The following is a 14,784-nucleotide window of genomic DNA, read 5'->3' on the forward strand; positions in this document are numbered from 1 at the left end:
ACAATGGCGACGACGACGGCTGACACCGACGACCTCGGCACGATCGTCGGAATCCTCACCAACGTGTTGAGCTGTCCCGTGACCGTCACCTCCGACATCACGAGCGCACTTGCGGCATTCCAAGATGCGCATTGCCTCAACCCGCAGCTCCAGCCGGCCTTCACCGCTGCCGCGCTTCGCGAGTTCGTTCACGCGATGCCCGCGCAGGTCATCTACGAGGTCGAAGAGCCGCTCGGGATGGCGGTGACTCTGGCGCGCTGGGACGACCGGCTTCTCGTCATCGGCCCATACACGCACGCACCGATGTACCCTGGGACAGCCGAAGAGGTGATGAGTCGACTCGGGATTCCGACCGCCTACCTGTCGCTGTACAAGCTCTACCGAACGCGTTACGCGATCGTCGATGCCGAGTATGTCCATCGCAGCGCCTCGGCGGTCCTGCGTGCGGGTGGTGGCGAGGATGCTGCCGGCACTCTGCAGCACGTGAAGGCCGAGGGGGGCACCATAGCACCCGGTTTGGGCGACGCTCCGCAATCCGCGTCGTTCGCAGTGATCGAGGAGCGCTATCGCCACGAGCAGGACTTCATGGATGCCGTCGCCGACGGTGCGACAGATCGGGCCCTCGCTGCGCTTCAAGGGCTGTCGGGGATGCCGCGCATCAGCGGCTACTTGAACACGCCGTTCCTCGGCGCGACGATCCTGCGCATCATGGCCCGGGTCGCCGCCCAACGTGGCGGCCTGCCACCGGTGACAGTCGACGCGATCTCCCAGGAGTACGCCCAGCGCTTGCACCGGGTGGGCCACAGCGCCGATCCGCGACACGCGCTTGGGTTCACCTCGCAGATGGTCACCGACTTCTGCGAAGCGGTGAAGCGCCATCGTGTGCGCGGCTATCCGCCTCTTGTGCGGCGCGTCGCCGACGAGATCGACCTGCATCTCAGCCATCACGTCTCGACGCCAGAGCTCGCCGAGCGCCTCGGGGTGTCGGCCTCGACTCTGGCACGGCGGTTCAAAGAGGCCACCGGCACCACGCTTGCGGGCTACGTCGCCCAGCGGCGGGCCGAGCGTGCGGCGCGTCTCCTCGCCACCACCACGCAGGAGGTTCGCGAGATCGCGACGTTCGTCGGGTACGACGATGCCAACTACTTCGTCAAGGTGTTCCGAGCCGAGTATGGAATGACGCCGACGGCGTATCGCGCGCTGCACGGATCATGACGACGGCCCCGGGCGCAGACGCTCTCGCGCCGCCGCCCAGGGCCGTGATCTTCCGTGCGGTTCGGTCAGGCGAGCGACTCCGCCGGGGACTCGACCGTGAACTCGGCCTTGCGGTCCGCGATCCGCTTCTGCACGGCGATCATCTCGCCGCGGTTCAGCTTGTAGCCGTGCATCGCGATCAGCGTGCAGACCCAGCCGAGGATCGGCAGACCGAAGAAGAGCAGCATCGTCATGAGGAGGATCGCGGTGTTCGGGCTGTCCGTCGGCTGAGGCATGACCGCCGAGAAACCGATGAGCGCCACCGCACCCAGGGCGAGCGTCGAGCCGAGGGACGAGATGATCTGGTCGACGAAGTTGTAGGTGGCGGTGACCGTCGCAGGAAGGAACTTGCCCGAGCGGTCGAGTTCGTAGTCGATGACGTCGGCGCGCATGGCACCGGAGGCCACCGTGACCACCATCGACGCGCCGTTGAGGAGCAGGTACACGAGGAAGAACACTATGGTGAGGGGCAGGCTGCCCAGCACCGACCGCAGGTCCACCACCAGGCAGAACGCGGCGAGCACGACGGCGAGGATGATGCAGATCCACGTCCACGTCACCGTCGCCGCCTTCGAGCCGTGCTTGCCGGTGTAGCGAGCGCCGAAGATCGCGAAGACGATGCCAGGGAGGATCGCGATGAGGCTGAGCGTGGTTCCCAGCTGCATGTTTCCGAGCAGGATGCCCCACATCAGCGTGCCGATCACGGCCTGCGACTTCACGACCTGGGCGAGCTTGTCGGATGCGCCGCTGATGAGATACCGCAGGAACGCGCCGTTGTGGGCGAGCACATTCCACATGTCGCGCACCGTGACCTCGGCATCCTTCTTCGACACCGACGCGAGGTGGACGAAGCTCTCCGGCTTGTCGACGCGTGCCACGCCGATGCAGGCGAGGATCTGGAAGACCAGGGAACAGGCCACGTAGGTGATCGCGGTCTCACTGAGCATCCCGACGGTGAACTCGTTGCCGTGACGGGGCAGGAAGACGACGGTGGACACGATCGTGAAGATCGAAGGGATGAGGTAGGCGTACACGGTCGCCCAGACCTGAACCGTCGGTCGCTGACGAGGATCGTTGGTGAGCACCGGACCGGACATTTGTCCGGCGATATCGTTCATCGACGAGCCGATGATGTAGACGAGGTACATCGCGATGAAGTACACCGGGCCGAGGCCGGCGTTCGATCCCCAGACGAACAGCATGAGGATCGCGAGCGATCGGATCGCCCAGCCTGCGAGCATGAAGAAGCGCAGCTTGCCGAACCGGAAGCGCACCTTCTCGATGAGGAGACCGACGAGCGGATCGATCACACCGTCGAACACACGGGTGACGGTGAGGATGATCCCCGCAACGGCGACCGCGATGCCGTAGCCGGCGTTCTGCAGGTAGCTCATGAGTCCGACGAGAACGTAGAAGATCATCGCCGAGCCGTTGTTCAACTGGGAGAAGGCGATCTCCCAGGTGCGGGCTCGACGGTAGGTGACGCCGTCGGCTTCGCTGGCTGTCGGTTTCGGGTTACGCGCCATCGCGTTTCACACTCCTTTGGGGATACTCTCACGACCGATGACGGGAGTCGATCCACGTCGCGCGTATGAGACGACCGCAATCCTAAGTCGGCTGATCGAGCCGGGAATAGAACTGAATCGTCGCGAACAGAAGCAACGCGGCATCCGTGTTCTTCGTCACACGTCCGGCGACGCGGACATTCCCGCCAGCACCGCATCGAGGGTGCGGGTGATCGCGATCGAGTCGGCGTGCGAATGCCAAGGATGCTCGAGGCGCCCGCGACCGATGGCATCGGTGACCGCGCCGAGCATCGGTCCGTATCCGTTGCCCTGACGAGGATGCTCCACTATCTCGGGAACGCCGAAGATTCGCTCGACAGATCCCGCATGCACCCGGGCACGCGATCCGGCCCAGAACATCGGATCGATGGTGATCCATCCCCGCTCACCCGTGACCGTCGCGGTGAGGTCGAGGAAGCGGATCCCCGACCATGCGAGCTGCGCGAAGGACTGGCGGTTTTCGAGCGTCGCGTGACCGTCGATGTCGGTTCCGTCTTCGAAGACACCGGACGCGACAAGCGAGGCCGGCTCGCCGAGGAACCAGTGCGCGAGGGTGACCGGGTAGATGCCACGGTCGCGCAGGATGCTGCCACCCTGTCCCGGGGTGAGGATGCGGCCTCGTGCCTGGAACGGCGTTCCGAAGCTCGCCCGGACGTTGTGGACTGCTCCGAGGAGCCCTTCGCGGACGCGGTCGATCACCTCGATATGGAGTGGATTGAACCGCATCCACATCGCTTCCATCGCGAAGCGCCCGGCCGTCGACGCCGCCGCATACACGCGCTCCGCGTCAGCGGCGCATGTGGCGATCGGCTTCTCGATCAGAACGTGCTTGCCAGCCTCCAACGCCTCGATCGCGATGTCGGCGTGCGTGTGCGCGGGGGTCGCGATGTAGACGACATCGACGTCCACGCGGGAGAGGAGCGCGTCACGCGACGCCGTCGCGAACGGGATGCCGTGACTGAGGGCGAAGCCGTCCGCGCGCTCGGTCGACCTCCCCCACACCGCGGTCACGGTCGCACCCGGCACCGTGCTGAGGTCGGCAACCAGCCGGTCGGAGATGTCTCCCGTGCCGATGATCCCCCATGCGAGCATCGTTGCTCCCTTCCGTTGGCGCCTGGGCGCCCTTCAATCCGTGATGGGACAAATGGGTGTCAGGGAAGCAGGCGTCGGAGCACTTCTGCACTCATCTCAGCGCTGCGCAACGGCGACCCGTCGATCCAGTTCTTGTGTGTCTCGAGGATGATCGCTTCGACGTGCAGGGATGCCGCGCGGTCGATGATCGCTTCGATGGCCATGTTCCCGGTGCCGAGCTCGACGCTGTCGACCTTCACGATGGGGGTCATCGTCGATCCTGCGATCCGCGAGCCGCGATCGGTGATATGGAGCAGGCGCACGCGCTCGCCGAGGTGGTCGAGCAGCGCCAGCGGATCGGCGCCCGCAGTGGCGGCCCAGAAGCAGTCGAGTTCGAACGCCACGTCGTCGGGATCCGTCTGCTCGACGAGCATCGTGAACGCGGTGCCGCCGGACGGCAGCCGTCGGAACTCGGCCGTGTGGTTGTGGTACAGCAGGCGGATGCCGGCCGCGGTGAGCGTGCGGCCGGCCGCGGTGAGCCGTTGCGCGAGCTGACCTACGGCGACCTCGTCGCCGTAGTCGAAGCGGTGCATGCCGGTGACGACGACGTTGTGGGTGCCGAACTCGACGGCTCGCGCCACGACAGCGGCCGGATCCCGCTCGATCGTTCCCAGGTCTTCGTGCAACGCGATGACCGACAGCCCGGACTCCGCGACCAGGCGGGGCCAATCGAGGCGACCCCCGCCGCCCACCGGCATACCCGCAACCCTCGTGAGGGCGCGGACAAGCAGGGGCGTCGGCCGCGTCATGAAGCCGTTGAGTTCGATCGCCTCGAATCCGGCCGAAGCCAGGCGCGCGAGAGTGTCGCGCGCCTGGCTCTCGGTGGATGCGACCCGGCCGATCTGGATCTGCTGGATCGCGCGCAGCGGACGCGGCCGGGGCGGGGTCATCGTCAGAGCGTCTCGCCGGCGTCGGCGAGGAGCGTGCTGCCGGTCATGATCATCGACAGGTCGCTCGCCGCGAACAGGACGACGCGGGCGATGTCGTCGGGGGTGCCCATGCGGCCGATCATGCTCTTGTTCATGACCTCGAGCGGGGGCATCTCGATGCCGGCGGCCGCCGCGGCCTCAGCGCCGGCTTTGGCTGCGGCGAGGTTGCCTTCGGTGGGGACGAAGCTGGGCGCGACGCCCAGTACGCGAATGCCGAGCGGGGCGAGATCGACGGCGAGCGACTTTGTCATGCCGAGCGCCGCGTGCTTCGAGCCCACGTATGCGGCCATGCCCGGGAACGCGACCTGCACGCCCGCTGTCGAGATGATGTTGACGATGACGCCACCGGATCCGTCGGCCGACATGCGACGTGCGGCCTCGCGGGCGCCGAGGAAGACGCCGCGGGCGTTGACCGCGAAGGTCGCGTCCCACATCTCGTCGGGCATCATCGTGACCGGTGCGTTCGGGAAGATCCCGGCGTTGTTGACCCAGACGTCGATTCCGCCGAGTTCGGCGACTGCGAGGTCGGCGGCGGCGGCGACGGATGCCGAGTCAGCCACGTCGGCGTGGGTGCTCACCACGCGGACGCCGTAGCGGTCGGCGAGCTCGACCGCGGCGACGGCGGCGGCATCGGCGTTGAGGTCGATGAGGAGGAGGTCGGCGCCGGCTTCGGCCAGGCGCGAGGCGATGGCCTTGCCCAGGCCCTGTGCGGCACCGGTGACGACGGCGCGGCGGCCGCCGAGCGACAGCAGATCGGTGAGCGGGCGCTCCGAAACATCGGCGAAGGGGAAAGACATGGGTGCTCCTTTGCGTGCTGAGGATCAGCGGGTTGTCTGGGTGCGCATGGCGGGGCGCTGACGTAGGTGACGTCAACGCCCCGCAGGGGTCAGTGGAGAAGTGAGCCCATCTGCTTGGCGATGAGGGTGGTGGCGCGCCTGGGGCTGAGGCGGGACAGCTTGTCCATCGCAGCGGCGTCACTGCCGATGGTCGCGCGGTACTTCCCCTTTACCACGGCGTCGATGATGACCGCCGCGGCCGTCGACGGCGGGGTCGTCTTGTACGCGGGTGCATCGTGCGAAGATCCGTCGGACAGCGCGACTCCGGAGTTCGCGGCGATGTCGGTGCCGATCGCGCCCGGGAAGATGACCGTGACGGCGACGGAGGTGTCGAGGAGCTCCGCGTAGAGCGCCTCGGTCAGCACCTTGACGGCCGCCTTGGATGCGCCGTACACAGCCTGGCCGGGGACGGGTGCATAGGCGCCCATGCTGGCGACGTTGACGAGGGCGGCTTCCGGACGGGATGTCAGGACGGGAAGGAACGAGGTGACCATGTTCATGGTTCCCCAGAAGTTCACGTTCATGACCTTCTCGATCTCCGAGTAGGGCAGGTCGGCGACCTTCACGAACTTCTGGATGACACCGGCGACGTTGATCACTGCGTCGGCTGGGCCGTGCACAGCTTCGACAGCGGCAGGGAGCGACGCGACGGCATCCCTCTCAGTGATGTTCACGACGTGCGCCGAGAAGCGATCGCCCACGTTTGCGAGCGCCGCGGTCTTGCCGAGCCCGTCCTTGTTGAGGTCTACGCCTGCCACCGATGCGCCGGCAGCGAGGAGCTGCAGCGTCACCTCGCGGCCGATGCCGTTGCCGGCGCCAGTGACGACGAAGGTCTTGCCCGAGATCTTCATGGGTCAGGCCTCCGTCGGCAGCGCGTTGCGCTGAGCGACCTCGCCGAGCCAGCCGAGGCTGGGCTTAGGGGTGCGCACGAAAGTGTCGCGGTCGACGGCGATGAGGCCGAACGTCGGCTCCCAGTGGCCCCACTCGAAGTTGTCCAGGAGCGACCAGTGCAGGTAGCCGCGCACAGCAATCCCGTCGGCGATCGTGCCGAGCAGTCCCTCGAGCGCTTCGCCGGTGTAGCGGATGCGCTGGGTGTCGTCGGCCGTCGCGATGCCGTTCTCGGTGATCATGATCGGCGTGTGCTCGCTGACCTCCCACGCGTGGCGCACCGCCATCGCGAGCGAGTCGGGACGGTAGGCCGTGCCGACGAGGGTGTTGTCGGGGTGCGGCGGGTGCGGCACGAGTCCGTTCGCGTCGACCTGCTGGCTCGAGTAGGCCTGCACGCCGACGAAGTCGTCGCCGCGGCTGCCTTCCCAGTACACGTCTTCCTTGCCGTAGCGGATTTGGAGGAGCTTCTCTTCTCCGCCGGGGGCGGCCGTCAGAGCGCCCGCTGCGATGGTCCAACCGACCTTCGCATTCGTGCGGGCGCGGACGATCTCGCGTGCCGCGTGGTGGATGCGGGTGAACATGCGGCCGATCTCGGGATCCGCGTAGGTGAGGAACTCGCTGTGAGTCTTCTTCTTCTGCTCGTCACCGTCGGCCTCGACCGTCGGGCTCGTCCAATCGCCGCCCGACGTCGCGAGGTGACGCATCGCGGTCATGATGGCGGCCTGCATGTTGGGCTCGTTCATGGTGGCGACCCACTCGACGCCGTCGAGGATCGTGCACGCCTGCTCCACGAACGCGCAGAACAGCTCCTGAGCCTCAGGGCCGTCCCAGCCGCCGAGCGCGGCGAACCACTGCGGGGTCGTGAAGTGCTGCAGGGTCACGACCGGAGTCACGCCCTTCTCGAAGCAGAACTCGATCATGCGGCGGTAGTGCGCCAGCTCGGCCTTCGAGAAGTACCCGCGCACCGGCTCGATGCGCGACCACTCCAGGCTGAACCGGTACGAGGTGAGCCCTGCGTCGGCGAGCAGTTGGATATCTTCGCGGTAGCGGTGGTAGCTGTCCACGGCGTCGCCCGACAGTTCCATCCCGGGCATCATCTGCTCACGGGCCCACCAGTCGCTGTTGACGTTGTTGCCCTCGATCTGGTGGCCGGCGGTCGCCGCGCCCCACAGGAAACCGTTGGGGAAGCTGGTCATGTTCGTTCTCTCTTTCGCGTCGATGCGTCGGATGCGCGTCACCGGGAGGCGACGGCGGTGATGAGGGATGCCGGAAGCCCGGCGGTCTGGTCGAATCGACCCTGCTCGGCGACGTGCGTCTCGCCGTCCGGGAAGACGATGCGGGCGGTGGTGCCGGCCGGGATGTCGGCGACGATGCGGATGCCGTCGCCGTCGATCCGCCACTCGACCGCGATCTCACCCTGCGGGCCGTCGTGGGTGCCGCGAGCCCAGGTCATGCCCGGTGCGGGCACCGGGGCGATGGTGACCTTCTCCCACGCGATCGAGTCGGCGTCCTGCCGGAGTCCGAGCGTGTGGGTGCGAAGGAACCGGATCACGGCGCCCTTGCTGTAGTGGTTCAGCGACTCGTGGGCCTCGCCGTTCTCGTCGATGCCCTCCCAGTCCTCCCAGATCGTCGTCGCACCGCGATCGACCATGTACAGCCAGGACGGTGCGGTGCGCTGACCGAGCAGCGCGTAGGCGACGTCGGCGCGTCCGGCATCGGCGAGCACAGGCAGCAGGTCACCGGTGGCGAGGAAGCCGGTCGCGAGGTGCGTGTCCTTCTCATCGATCAGCGTGACGAGGCGGTTCACGGCGGCCGCGCGCAGATCTGCGGGTACCAGGCCGAACGACAGGGCGCGCACGTATGCCGCCTGGGTGTCGGTGGCGGTGGTGCCGTCGCTGTTCAGGTACGCCTGGCGCCAGGCATCGGCGACCTTCTCGGCGGTGTCGGCGTAGCGCGCAGCATCCACTTCTCGTCCGAGAATGTCGGCGACTCGCGCCAGCGTCGCGGTCGAGCGGTGCAGGTAGGCGGTGCCGACCTCGCCCTTGTCAGCCATGAACCATGCCATCGGGTTGTGCTTGATCGGGTCGATACGGTTGCCGTCGCCGTCGCGTTCCTTGGGCTCGGTCCACTCGCCCCAGTGGAAGGTGCCGTCCCACAGGTACTGCTCGAACGGCTCGGGCTCGGGCGACGCCTGCATGCGTGCGTGATGACGAGTGGTGCGCGCCTTCTCGAGCGCCCACTCCACCCAGCGCACCATCGCGTCGTAGTTCTCCTCGAGCACCAGCCGGTCGCCGTAGGAGAGGTACATCTCCCACGGCACGGCGACGATCGCGTCGCCCCACCCGGACGACCCGGTCATCATCGCGAACTGGTCGTCGAGATGGTGCTTGATGCGGCGACCGTCGGGCGAGAAGTTCGCGATGCGGCCGTCGTCGAGCTGGTCGTCACGGACGGACTGCAGCCACTTGCGGGTGAATCCGAGCACGTCATACAAGCGCGTCGCCGTCGGCGCGAACACCTGATAGTCGCCGGTCCACGCAAGCCGCTCACGGGTCGGGCAGTCCGTGGGAACGTCCACGGCATTGCCGCGGAAGCTCCAGTCGGCGATCTCGTGCAGACGGTTCAGATCCCCGTCGCTGCTCTCGAACGAGCCCGTACGTGCCAGGTCGGTCTGGACGACCTGCATCGTGACGGATGCCGGGTCGAATGCGGCACCACTGCGCGTAAGGCGCACATATTGGAACCCGTGCACCGTGTGACGCGGCTCGAACACCTCACCCGCAGGACCTGCGATGACTTCGTCGCGCTGAACGAACGCCTTGCGACCCTCAGGCCGCTCCGAGTCGAGGTGCGACGTCGACAAGTCGCCCAAGGCATCCACATACTCGCCGTACTCGATCTCGGTGCGCGTCCCGGGGTCTCCCAGATCGGCGAGCCGGACCCACCCCGAGGCGTTCTGACCGAAGTCGATCACCCAGACTCCGGGGCGGATCTCGCGCGATGAGACCGGCGAGCGCGTCTGGACCACGCGCACGGGCGGCGCGGGAGACCACGTGATCGCGGGCGCATCGACGACCGCTCCGACGCGGACGGGCTCGACGGCATCCATGTTGAGGGTGTAGTCGACGCTCTGCCCATCCATGAGGTCGGCGCGAGTCATCGTCGAGGCGACACACGTCCAGCTCTCGTCACTCACGACAGTGTGGATCGATCCGTCGGCGAGACGGGCATGCAGCTCGACCCGCGCACCCAGGGTGGTGCCCCACCCGGCGGGCAAGCGGAAGGCGCCGACCTGACCGCGGTACCAGCCGTCCGACAGCTCGATCTCGATCTTGTTGGCACCAGCCGTGACCAGATCGGTGACGTCGTGCGCCTGCGCGTACAGGGTCCGGTCGTAAGAGGTCGATCCGGGCGCAAGCTCGTCGGTGCCGACGCGACTCCCGTTGACGGCGGTCGTGTAGACACCGAGCGCGGACGCATACAAGCGGACCGAGACGACGTCTTCAGGAAGCGCGAACTCCCCGCGCAGCACGTGCGCCGCCCGCTTGCCGTACCCCGGGTCGCCGGCCTCGACCGGAGAGACCCACTCGGCCGTCCAGTCCTCGTCGAGCAACCCGACTTCGAACGAACCCCAGTCCGACCACTCGGCGTGCTCGCCGGTGACACGAACCCGCCAGCTCACCTGACTGCCGCTGCGCAGGGCGTCGAACGGCCAATCGACGAAGCGATGACCTCCCGTCGCGACGATCACCGAACGGTTGCCGTCGATCGACGCCTCGATCTCGAACCGGCCGGCCGAGAGCGGGGACTTCCACGAGAGCCTGGGCGTGGCACCGGTGACGACGAAATCGTCTCCTCCGCTGTCGACGGTCAGGGCGTAGGGGGCGCTGCGCAGCATGATGTCTCCTTCGATCCGGATCAGCGGACTGACTTGACCTTGAGCAGGATGATGAGTCCGCCGATGAGGGCGAACACGGCGCCGGTGAGGTAGAGCAGGGTGTAGTTCTTCACGTCACCTGCGGCGCCGATGGTGATCACGAGGCCTGCGAGCAGCGGCGCCACCGCGCTCGGGACCTTCTGGGCGAACTGAATGACTGCCATGTAGCGGCCGGCCTGGTCACGCTCGGGAATGATCGCGTAGACGATCGCCTGGTCGACGGTAGCGAACACGGCGATTGCAAGCTGCATGAGCAGAGCACCGACGATGATCTGGGGCAGCGACCAGGCGGTCGCCTCGACGACAGCGCCGGCGACGAACAGCAGGGCGGCGATCATCACGAACATGCGACGGCGCTGCAGCTTGTCGGAAAGGAAGCCGCCGAGGATCGCACCCGTCGCAGCTGCGACCACGCCGATCATCCCGACCGTGGCGACGATGCCGCCGACCTCAACGACGGGAAGGTCGAGTCGCTGGGCGTAGAAGAAGGTGCCGAACGTGGTGTTGAAGTACAGGCCGATGAAGAAGACGAAGCGGCCGAGCCAGTTCCATGCGAAGTCGGGGTACTTGCGCACGTTGAAGCCGTAGCTGCTGACGACTGACTTGACGGTGACGTGCTCGGTCTGCGGCAGGTCCTTGGAGCTGCCCTCCGGCTTGATCAGGGGGAAGATCGCGAGGAGGACGGCACCGATCACGCCGGGGACGACGAAGATCAGCATCGTGTCGATCGACGCGACCGCGTAGGCAATGCCGATGCCGAGCACCGGTGCGATCTGCGTGGTGAGTCCGGTGAGCGCGGACACCTTGCCGCGCTGCTGCTCCGGCAGCTTGTCGGCCTGGATCGTCTGAAGCGCGGCGCCCGCGATCGACCAGCCCGTCATGCCGAGCACCCAGCCCACGCCGATGACGAGGAGGTTCGGAGCGAGTCCGATGACGACCAGACCCGCGAAGCCGATGACCGTACCGAGGTAGATGAAGGGGCTGCGACGCCCGAACCGTGAACGCGTCCGGTCGCTCCAGATGCCCACGAGCGGGCTGATGATCAGGTAGACCAGCTGCGCGCTGCCGGTGATGTAGCCGAGAACCTCTTCGTGGCCGGGCGCGAGCTCCGAGATCCGCACGGCGATCCCGTACGACAGCGGAACCATCATTGCCATCGATGCGCCGAAGCTCGCCAGCATCAGCCAGAAGATGTAAGACCGGCTCATCAGCGTCTGCGGCTCGGCCGCGGGCGCCTGGGGAGCAGCGAACTCTTCGGCCTCCGACACATTGTTGGTCACCGTGACTCCTTCATCGTGTGATCCGATCGCGCGGCTGCGCGTGATCGAGGGGCGAGCCTGCTCGCCAAATGTAACCGACGTGGTTATCTTTGCTGAAGAGTAACCATAGTGGTTACGTTTAGCAAGCCGGATCCTCGAAGTGGAAGACTCGGGAGGGTGAAGATGAACGGCACGGATGCCTCAGCCGCGACGACCCCGCAGGTCGATGCCGGTCCGCGCCGGCGCGGCCCCTACTCCTCGACCCCTGCCCGACGCGCGCAGATCGTGCGCGCGGCCTTGGCAAGCATCGCCGAACACGGCTACGAACGCGCGTCCCTGCGCGACATCGCGGCGCGCGCCGAGGTGACCCATGCCGCGCTGCTGCGCCACTTCGCAAGCAAGGACGACCTGCTCCTCGCCGCCCTCGCGCAACGCGACGCCGACGACGAGGAGTTCGCGCGTCACATCATGGAGTCGCGCGTTCCCGCGGAACGGGTGCTCTCAGGCGTGCTCGAGAACGAGTTCGCCCACCCCGAGCAAGGGCGGAACTGGCTGGCCGTCACCGTCGCAGCGACGAACCCCGACCACCCCGCCCACGAGTTCTTCGTCGCCCGCCGCGAGCGCATGCGCTCCCACCTGTCGAGCAGGCGCTTCGGAACGGATGCCGATGGCGAAGAGCTCAGCGCAGATGACAAGGTCACGATGCTCATGGCGATGATCGACGGACTGAGGATCCAGGCGCTCATGGAGCCCGATCACGACGTCCTGCCGCTACTCGAGATCTTCATGCGGCTCATCGCGACGCCGGCTGACGCCGGCTGACGCCGCACGATCGCGCGAGCAGAACGTTCCAACGTCAGGTCACGGGCTCCTCCACCGCGCTACTTGCGGAAGACGTCGCAGCGCCCGCCAGCTGCTGCGGGACCGGCGCGGGCGCCGACTGCTGCGTGAGCATGTTCTGCGCGAAGAAGGCGACCAGGTCGCCCGTCGCCGAGAAGGGCAGCACAGCGGCGACGTACTGGTCGGGTCGAACAACGACGACCGCGCCCTCCGGGGCGATGTCCCGCGCGGCGAAGATGTCGGCTGACGTCCACGCGTTCGGTACGCCGGCGTAGACCTTCTCCCAGTCGGTGAGTCCGAGCGGTCCGGTGCGCGGCGCGAAGATCTCCGGCACGTGGATGATGTCGATCTCCTCGAAGGGCTGCCGGTACACGACCTTGACATCGAAGACCGCGTCGACGTCCGCGCCCTTCGGCGTGAACCGGGCGACCGGCGAATCCGGGGAGGCGAGCCATTCCGCCCATTCCTGGAGCGCCGAGGGCGCGCCGACGGCGGCTGCGTCCGCGAAGGCGTAGATCCTCCAGCGGCCGTCCGCCTTCGCGTGGTGACCGAGGTGGACGACGTTTCCATCGCATACCCGCACGACCTCGACGGACTTGAAGCGCTTCCCGATGGGAAACCCCCCGGCCAGGTTCTGATGAGCAGCGTCGCCCTCGATCATCGAAGGGCCGTACTGCGTCATGAAGCCGGAGGGGAACTCAGCGGTGCCCAGGTAGAACGTGGCCAGCTCGGTGGGATCGGCGATCTCCTCGGGCTTTCGCGCCATCAGGGTCGACCACTCGCGATCGAAGTCGATCAGCTGCTGCGCCACGGGCTGGCGCTCGGCGGAGTAGGTCGACAGCAGCGACGCAGGGCTCAGCCCGGTGAGAACATGCCCCAGCTTCCAGCCCAAGTTGAACCCGTCCTGCATCGAGACGTTCATCCCCTGGCCGGCCTTCGCGCTGTGCGTGTGGCAGGCATCTCCGGTGAGGAAGACGCGGGGAGCGCGATCGGATCCCTCGCCCACGTCGTCGAAACGGTCGGTCACGCGGTGACCGACCTCGTACACCGAGTGCCACGCGACCTCGCGAACGTCGAGCGTGTACGGCCGGAGGATGTCGTTCGCCTTGCGGATGATCTGATCGATCGAGGTGTTCCGCACCTCGTGGTTGTCACCGGCGGCGACCTCGCCGAGGTCGACGTAGACGCGGCTCAGGTACCCGCCCTCGCGAGGGATGTGAAGGATGTTCCCCGCCTCGGCGTTGATCGCGCACTTGGTGCGCCAGTCCGGGAAGTCGGTGTTGACCAGAACGTCCATGACGCCCCATGCGTGGGCAGAGATCCCGCCGATGTGCTTGCGGCCGATCGCCTCGCGCACGGCGCTGCGCGCGCCGTCGCACCCCACGACGTACTTCGCAAAGACCGTGCGCTCCTGTCCGGCGCGGTGCCCGTCGAGGTGACGCACGCGCACCTCGACGGGGTACTCGCCCACGTCGTGCACGGTGAGACCGATGAACTCGATGCCGAAGTCGGGGCGGATGCGCCCCGGGCCGTTCGCTGCGGCCTCGGCGAAGTAGTCGAGCACGCGGGCCTGGTTGACGATGAGGTGCGGGAACTCGCTGATCTTCAGCGCGTAGTCCTCGGTGCGTGCGGTGCGGATGATGTTCTGCGGGTTCTTCGGATCCGGTCCCCAGAAGTTCATGAAGGCGATGTTGTACGCCTCGGCGACGATGCGCTCGGCGAAGCCGAAGGCCTGGAACGTCTCGACACTGCGGGGTTGGATGCCATCGGCCTGGCCGAGTGCGAGGCGCCCTTCCCTGCGCTCGATGATGCGGGTGGTCAGCTGCGGGAACTGCGACAGCTGCGCTGACAGCAGCATTCCAGCGGGCCCGGAGCCGACGATCAGCACGTCCATCTTGTCGGGCAGCTCAGCAGGGCGGTGGATGCCGGTGCCCGCGGCATCCTGCACGCGCGGGTCTGCGGACACGTAGCCGTGGTGATGGAACTGCATGGGGTCTCTCTTCCTCGGACGCCGATGTCGAGGTCGCGCGGCGACGATGCTTGCGGCGAATCCTTGCGCATTCTATATTCGAATACGACGTTCTACTTTTGAACAGAACATATACGAAGAGTGGGACGTCTACAAGAGCGCGCTCGACCGGAGGG

At 67.0% G+C, this 14,784-nt stretch carries 11 protein-coding genes; 2 read left to right on the top strand and 9 right to left on the bottom strand.

All coding sequences use genetic code 11. The features are described from left to right. Nucleotides 1-3: 3 nt before the first annotated feature. The gene (locus ON062_RS04685; RefSeq protein WP_274645982.1) at nt 4-1,215 is read left to right on the top strand and encodes an AraC family transcriptional regulator; all 1,212 of its coding nucleotides are present in this window, start codon (nt 4-6) and stop codon (nt 1,213-1,215) included. A gap of 65 nt (nt 1,216-1,280) precedes the next feature. On the opposite strand, the gene ON062_RS04690 is transcribed toward ON062_RS04685, so the two are convergent. The 8 genes from ON062_RS04690 to ON062_RS04725 all read right to left on the bottom strand — a co-directional run bounded on the left by ON062_RS04690 (nt 1,281) and on the right by ON062_RS04725 (nt 11,820). Further along, on the bottom strand, nt 1,281-2,780 hold the full coding sequence (locus tag ON062_RS04690) for an MFS transporter (protein WP_274645983.1): 1,500 nt from the start codon (nt 2,778-2,780) through the stop codon (nt 1,281-1,283). A 156-nt stretch (nt 2,781-2,936) separates the two neighbouring features. Then, on the bottom strand, nt 2,937-3,911 hold the full coding sequence (locus ON062_RS04695; RefSeq protein WP_274645984.1) for a Gfo/Idh/MocA family protein: 975 nt from the start codon (nt 3,909-3,911) through the stop codon (nt 2,937-2,939). A 59-nt stretch (nt 3,912-3,970) separates the two neighbouring features. Continuing rightward, nucleotides 3,971-4,840 carry a sugar phosphate isomerase/epimerase gene (locus ON062_RS04700; protein WP_274645985.1) on the bottom strand — a complete coding sequence of 290 codons (870 nt, stop codon included), beginning with the start codon at nt 4,838-4,840 and terminating at the stop codon, nt 3,971-3,973. 2 nt (nt 4,841-4,842) lie between these two features. Then, a complete protein-coding gene (locus tag ON062_RS04705) occupies nt 4,843-5,676 on the bottom strand; it encodes an SDR family NAD(P)-dependent oxidoreductase (RefSeq protein WP_274645986.1) in 834 nt (277 codons plus the stop codon). A gap of 89 nt (nt 5,677-5,765) precedes the next feature. Further along, on the bottom strand, nt 5,766-6,566 hold the full coding sequence (locus ON062_RS04710) for an SDR family oxidoreductase (RefSeq protein WP_274645987.1): 801 nt from the start codon (nt 6,564-6,566) through the stop codon (nt 5,766-5,768). Between the two features lie 3 nt (nt 6,567-6,569). Then, on the bottom strand, nt 6,570-7,799 hold the full coding sequence (locus tag ON062_RS04715; RefSeq protein WP_274645988.1) for a family 1 glycosylhydrolase: 1,230 nt from the start codon (nt 7,797-7,799) through the stop codon (nt 6,570-6,572). 38 nt (nt 7,800-7,837) lie between these two features. Continuing rightward, entirely contained in the window at nt 7,838-10,501 is a 2,664-nt protein-coding gene (locus ON062_RS04720) for an alpha-L-rhamnosidase (protein ID WP_274645989.1), read from the bottom strand. A 20-nt stretch (nt 10,502-10,521) separates the two neighbouring features. Continuing rightward, nucleotides 10,522-11,820: an MFS transporter gene (locus ON062_RS04725; RefSeq protein ID WP_274645990.1), complete on the bottom strand. Its 1,299-nt coding sequence runs from the start codon at nt 11,818-11,820 to the stop codon at nt 10,522-10,524. Between the two features lie 162 nt (nt 11,821-11,982). Between ON062_RS04725 and ON062_RS04730 the strand changes: the two genes are divergently transcribed. Beyond that, nucleotides 11,983-12,621: a TetR/AcrR family transcriptional regulator gene (locus ON062_RS04730; RefSeq protein ID WP_274646270.1), complete on the top strand. Its 639-nt coding sequence runs from the start codon at nt 11,983-11,985 to the stop codon at nt 12,619-12,621. A gap of 34 nt (nt 12,622-12,655) precedes the next feature. On the opposite strand, the gene ON062_RS04735 is transcribed toward ON062_RS04730, so the two are convergent. Next, nucleotides 12,656-14,629 (bottom strand): FAD-dependent monooxygenase, encoded by a 1,974-nt coding sequence (locus ON062_RS04735; RefSeq protein ID WP_274645991.1) that lies wholly within the window; start codon nt 14,627-14,629, stop codon nt 12,656-12,658. Nucleotides 14,630-14,784: the final 155 nt, after the last annotated feature.

The organism is Microbacterium sp. C7(2022) (assembly GCF_028823665.1).
GTDB lineage: Bacteria > Actinomycetota > Actinomycetes > Actinomycetales > Microbacteriaceae > Microbacterium.

Coding starts and splice junctions, on each gene's coding strand:
- ON062_RS04685 (WP_274645982.1), top strand. CDS start 4: ATGGCGACGACGACGGCTGACACCGACGACCTCGGCACGATCGTCGGA.
- ON062_RS04690 (WP_274645983.1), bottom strand. CDS start 2,780: ATGGCGCGTAACCCGAAACCGACAGCCAGCGAAGCCGACGGCGTCACC.
- ON062_RS04695 (WP_274645984.1), bottom strand. CDS start 3,911: ATGCTCGCATGGGGGATCATCGGCACGGGAGACATCTCCGACCGGCTG.
- ON062_RS04700 (WP_274645985.1), bottom strand. CDS start 4,840: ATGACCCCGCCCCGGCCGCGTCCGCTGCGCGCGATCCAGCAGATCCAG.
- ON062_RS04705 (WP_274645986.1), bottom strand. CDS start 5,676: ATGTCTTTCCCCTTCGCCGATGTTTCGGAGCGCCCGCTCACCGATCTG.
- ON062_RS04710 (WP_274645987.1), bottom strand. CDS start 6,566: ATGAAGATCTCGGGCAAGACCTTCGTCGTCACTGGCGCCGGCAACGGC.
- ON062_RS04715 (WP_274645988.1), bottom strand. CDS start 7,799: ATGACCAGCTTCCCCAACGGTTTCCTGTGGGGCGCGGCGACCGCCGGC.
- ON062_RS04720 (WP_274645989.1), bottom strand. CDS start 10,501: ATGCTGCGCAGCGCCCCCTACGCCCTGACCGTCGACAGCGGAGGAGAC.
- ON062_RS04730 (WP_274646270.1), top strand. CDS start 11,983: ATGAACGGCACGGATGCCTCAGCCGCGACGACCCCGCAGGTCGATGCC.
- ON062_RS04735 (WP_274645991.1), bottom strand. CDS start 14,629: ATGCAGTTCCATCACCACGGCTACGTGTCCGCAGACCCGCGCGTGCAG.